Source organism: Oscillospiraceae bacterium, assembly GCA_031265355.1.
GTDB lineage: Bacteria > Bacillota > Clostridia > Oscillospirales > UBA929 > JAIRTA01.
The window spans coordinates 1-5,411 of record JAISCT010000080.1 but is presented as its reverse complement, the minus strand read 5'-3'; the positions used below and the strand labels follow the sequence as shown (position 1 = coordinate 5,411).

Below are 5,411 nucleotides of genomic sequence, written 5' to 3'. Positions count from 1 at the left end.
ACCGAAAGGTTGCGCGCCAGCCTACACATCGAAACAAAAACCCAAGCACAAGCGGGGGCGCCCACCAAAACCAAAGGCCGAACTGGATTTATAGTACAAAGACGCGTAAAACTCATGGTGACAAGTGGAAAAATCGCCGAAAGATTGCAAAATATGATCGCAAAAATGTCGCACCACAAGATAAATATACAAACATAACCGCAAAACAGTTGACGACAGAACTGTTTTGCGGTATGCTTTTTGGGAGGAGGTGAGCGGCGTGATTTTGCGGCCTCGATATATTGAGAAGCTCATGGCGTATGTAGATACGCCCTTTGTCAAGGTGCTGTCCGGCGTTCGGCGCTCCGGCAAATCGACCATCCTGAAGATGCTTGCAGATCAACTCCGCGCGCGCGGGGTCTCTGAAGACAGGATCCTTGTCTACCATTTCGATTCCCTGGAACACGAGGACATCAAAACGGCCGGTTTGCTCTATCACCGGCTGAAGAGTAGGTTGACTGGCGGCGGGAAGACGTATTTGTTCTTTGACGAGGTACAGGAGGTGGAGGATTGGGAAAAAGCCGTCAACTCCTTTATGACCGACTTCGATGTAGACATTTACGTGACAGGCTCAAATTCCCGCACGATGTCGTCGGAGATCTCCACCTACCTGACGGGCAGGTATATTTCGTTTCGCATCTTTCCGCTGTCGTTCGAAGAGTATCTGACGTTTCGCGGCGAATACGGAAAGACGGACAGCGTGTACAGTGAATTTGCGCGGTATCTGCGCTATGGCGGATTCCCAGCCATTCACCTGAAAGAATATACGCTTGAGGAAGCTTACACCATTGTCAGGGACATCTACAACGCCACAATCTTCACCGACATTGTGAGGCGCAGCCAGATTCGAAAAGTGGACCAGCTGGAACGGATCGTGCGGTTTGCCTTTGACAACATTGGCAGAACCTTTTCGGCCTCGTCCATCTCGAAATATTTAAAAAATGAGGGCCGCACTGTCGACAACGAGATGATTTACAACCATTTGAACAAGTTGGTGAGCGCGTTCATCCTGCACCGCTGTTCCAGGTATGATATACAGGGAAAAGAGATCCTCAAAACGCAGGGGAAGTTTTACGTGAGCGACCCCGCCATGCGGTACAGTGTGTTGGGCTATACTCCCGACAGCGTGGCGGCGATGCTTGAAAATATGGTGTGCCTTGAATTGCTGCGCCGGGGATATGACGTCTGTATTGGGCAACTGCCAAGCGGGGAGATTGATTTTGTGGCGACCCGTCAAGCGGACAAACTGTATGTTCAAGTCGCGCAGCGAATTGACACCCCAGAGACGGAGCAGCGGGAATACAATAGACTGCTCTGCATACGCGACAACTACCCGAAGTATGTGCTCCGCACGGATGAATTTGCAGGCGGTAATTACGAGGGTATCAAGACCATGCACGTCGCGGACTTCCTGTTGTCGGATGAATTTTGAAAACGAGAGGGACGCGTTGCGCCTCTCTCGTTTTCAAAATACTGGATATTTAAACAATTTGCGCTTGCGTGCCTTGTACTTATGTGGCAGGCTCCGTGGTGGAGTCGGGTTCCGTAGAAGCAGGCTCCGTGGAGTCGGGCTCCGTGGAAGCGGGCGCTGAGGCCGAAGCGATGGTGTCGATGACGCCGCAGATGATCTTCGCGGTTTCCTCGCGCGTCGCGTACGCCCGCGGGTCGAAGGCGCCGCTGCTGCGCCCGGTGACGATGTTCAACTGCTTCAGCGTTTTCACCGCGTCCAGCGCGTAGCTCGCGATCTGCGCCTCATCCGGGAACGCGCCGTCGTCTTCGAGCGCCGGAAGCGTCATCTCCTGCGCGACCAATCCGCGGTAGACGATGGTGCACAGGTCCTGACGGGAGATCGTGCGGTTCGGGGCAAAGGCCGTCTCCGAGACGCCGAGCACAATCCCGCGCGAGGAGGCGGCGTCGACGACGCTCTTGAACCAGTCGCCCGCGGCCACGTCCGCGAAGGACTTGGGCGCTTCGCCGGCCTCCAGTCTCAGGCCCAACACGATCATCTTGGTGAACTCGGCGCGCGTCACGTTGCCCTTCGGGTCGATGGTGCCGTTCGGGCGGCCGGAGATGATCTCCGCCGCCACCAGCCGCTCCACAAATTCGGCGGCCCAACTGGAAACTTGGCCCGCGTCGGAGAAACCATCCAGCGGCCCGCTGGGCACATCGGGTGTGTCAGGCGCAGGCGCTCCTTCCACCGTCCACTTGGCGTACAGTGCGATTGACGCTGTGACGGGTGTGGCGAAGCTGTAGGCGGCTGTGCCCGCCGCGTCTGTGTACCAACCGGCAAAAACGGACCCGGAGCGCGTCGGATCGCTGGGTTTCTTCGCCGCGCCGCCGCGCGCCACCGACTGCGTCGCCACGTCGCTGCCGCCTTGGCTGTCAAAGGTTACCTGATAGGTGGCGGGGGTCGAAGCGGGAGGGCCGCCGCGGCCGCCGCTGTCGATGATCTCAAGCCAACGCGCGTACAGTGTGAGATCCGCAGTGACCAGATCGTCAAAGTTCCACTTGCTGCCGCCGGCCTCCGCCGTGTACCAGCCGCCGAACTCATAGCCCACCCGGGCGGGTGTGCCCGGATCGGCGGCGGGAGCGCCATGCAGGACTTGCTGGCTTGGGAACCGGTCGTTGCTGTTTGTCACGACAAAGGACACGATGTGTATCTTAGTCCAATGCGCGTACAGAGTGAGATCCGAAGTCACCGGATTGTCGAAGGTCCATATGCTTCCGGCCGCCGCCGCTGTGTACCAGCCGTCGAAAAAGTAATCCTGACGAGTGGGCGCGCCCGGATCGGACGCTGAGGCGCCGTGCAGGATTTCTTGACTGGGAACCGCGCTGCCGTCCGCCGAGTCAAACGTCACAGTGTATATGTCAGCGAACTGAAAGCGGCTCAGCCGGAGCGTCGCCATGCCAGTCGGTGTGGTGGGGAAAACCTTCAAGTACAGATCTTTGACGCCGGCGGTCTCTGTGATACAGGCGGTGAGGGTTTCGTATTTCGCGTAGTTGTCGCCGCCTGTCGGCGTGACGGCCAGCGTACCGATCCGGGTGCCGCCGTCGACCGTGTCGGCCGCGTCGATCCACAGTTCCACGGTGGCCGCCGCGTCGGCGGCCAGCCGCAGCTGGAAGATGCTGGCGCCTCCGCCGAAGTCGACGTTTTTATAGGTGAGAACGGCCGGGGGCGTCGGATCCGTCTCCGACAGGGACGGATGTGCGAGCCGCGTCGCCGCGGCGTCCTGGTAGACGCCGATTTCGTTGCCGTCCGCCACATAGGCGCTGCCCGTGGTGTCGGTGCCGGCGCTCGCCGCGTCCCAGTTCTCGGCCTCGATGATCTTAAAGGCGTCCTTCGGGGTTTGGTTTTGCAGCCGGATCACGCGCTCGGAGACGATGTCCGTGTTGCTCTTCAGCACGGCGCGGACCACGACGTCGCCGTCGTCCTCACCTGTGGCGGTCAGCAGACCCGCGGCGTCAATCGTCGCGAGCGCGGGCCCCGTACCGGCGCGGTTTGCCACCGACCAGGTCACCGCATCGCCCGGCAGCGCAAGGTAGGAATCGGTCGCCACATAATTGCCGTCGGACTCACTGAACAGCGCTTTGAAGACGGCCGTCTGCTGGAGCGCACCCTGGTGGCGGGAGATGCTGTCGCTTGCGTCCCAATAGGTGGAGCGGCTGATGACGTCGCCGTCCCAGACGAAACTCGTCACGCTCAGCGAGCGGATCAGCATGTAGTCCACCGTCCGCGTGAGGGAGACGGACCGCGGCGGTCCCTGGGGATTGGCCGGATCCGGGACGGTGGTATCAAATGTCGTCTTGTCGGCGTCGAGCTGGTTTGTGATCAGAATATCCTTGGTGGCCGTCCGTGTGCCGGCCGCGGCCGTCACGCGCACCGTGCCGTTGTCGATTCCGGCGGCCGTGAGCACGCCGGCGGCGGGGTCGATTGTCGCGAGAGCGGTCGGCGTACCGTCCGTCGAGGCGACGGTCCAGGTCACAGGCTGTGTGGACGTGACCGGCGTGAGGTCGGCCCGCAGCGCCAGGGCGCCGCCTTGCTCGCGGATGGAATCCTGCGAGTAGACCTGGGAAATTGCGACGCCGGCGGCGACGTTGTCGGTCGCCGCGCCGAACTTCAGCCACTCGAGAACGGTGCCGCGTTTCTCCGCCACGACATAGATGTCATAGGCGGTGTTTGCGTTGAGGTTTGCGGCGGAGACCGCCGTCGTCCGCAGTTCCGGACGTAAGTAGCGGTTCTGGGTCTCTTGCCCCGCCGGGGTACCGGGGTAGACGCCCGCCGGGCCGATGCCCGCCTCGCCGTATGTGGAGCCGGTTGGCCGGGTGTCCGTCAGCGCGAAGTTGGCGACGGGAGTAGCGGTGTTAAGCGCAACACCGGCGAAGACCGCGTACACCGTGAGCGCGCCGGGTTTCTCGGCGCCCGCGCGCACGGTCAGCATGGCGGGGGCGCTCGCGAATGTGACGTTCTTGAAGGCGAGCCAGGTGCCGTTGCGGCGGAACTGGACGGCTGTGTTCGAGTCGTAGTCGACCGAGGAGCTGATGAACTCGACGGTGTCCACCACGCCCAATGCGCCGCTGCCGGGGTTGTAGATCAGATAGTCGTCGAAGTTCTCGGCCAGCGTGAGTTTTGCCAGATTGCGCGCCGGCGCCGCCGTGCCGCCGTTGGTCGCGGTGACATCCAACACGACGCTGTTGCGGGCGGCCGCGTGCACGGCGGAGCTGCCGCCCGCCACGATGGTGTAACGGCCGATCTCCACGATGAACCGACCGCTCTCCACGTCCCACACGCCCAGCTTGTCCCTGAGATCCACTTCGAAGCTGAAGTCTCTCGTCTCGTCCGGCTCGATGGCCGGGAGACGGTCGTAGGCGATCAGGCGTTTGATTGGCTGCTGAATCCGCGAGAAAGGACCCGCGAAAGAGCTGTACACCTGTACCACTTCGTCGCTGGTGACGCCGCCGACGTTTGTCACGGTGCCAGAGACGGTGAACGTGCCATCCGCGGCGACGGCGGACACGGTCACGTCGGAATAGGCAAACGTCGTGTACGTGAGGCCGTAGCCGAACGCGAACAGCGGCGTTCCCCTGAAATACTGATAGGTGCGCTCGCCCTTGATGATGTCGTAGGTGAGCAGACCGGTGTTGACAGTGCCGTTCATGTTGCTCAGATTGTCGTTGCCTGTGGCGTCATAGTCCGGATACAGATAGGAGGCCGGGGGATGGTCCTCGCTGGCGCCTATCATATCCTCCGTGCTCTTGTACCAGGTGGAAGACAGCCGGCCGGCCGGCGCGTACGCCGGGATCGTGCGGCTCCCCTCGGGCAGGTAGCCGGGGTAGGCGGCGAAGTCGTGGTGATAGTCTAGCCCCTCGTTGGC

At 61.3% G+C, this 5,411-nt stretch carries 3 protein-coding genes; 2 read left to right on the top strand and 1 reads right to left on the bottom strand.

The genetic code is table 11. The features are described from left to right. Both LBK75_11885 and LBK75_11880 read left to right on the top strand, forming a co-directional pair. The coding region (locus tag LBK75_11885) for a hypothetical protein (GenBank protein ID MDR1158979.1) at positions 1 to 198 on the top strand (198 nt) is incomplete at its 5' end. A 61-nt stretch (positions 199 to 259) separates the two neighbouring features. Next, on the top strand, positions 260 to 1,471 hold the full coding sequence (locus LBK75_11880) for an ATP-binding protein (protein MDR1158978.1): 1,212 nt from the start codon (positions 260 to 262) through the stop codon (positions 1,469 to 1,471). A gap of 79 nt (positions 1,472 to 1,550) precedes the next feature. Here LBK75_11880 and LBK75_11875 read toward each other — a convergent pair. Next, on the bottom strand, positions 1,551 to 5,411 hold a 3,861-nt coding region (locus tag LBK75_11875; GenBank protein MDR1158977.1), incomplete at its 5' end, for an InlB B-repeat-containing protein.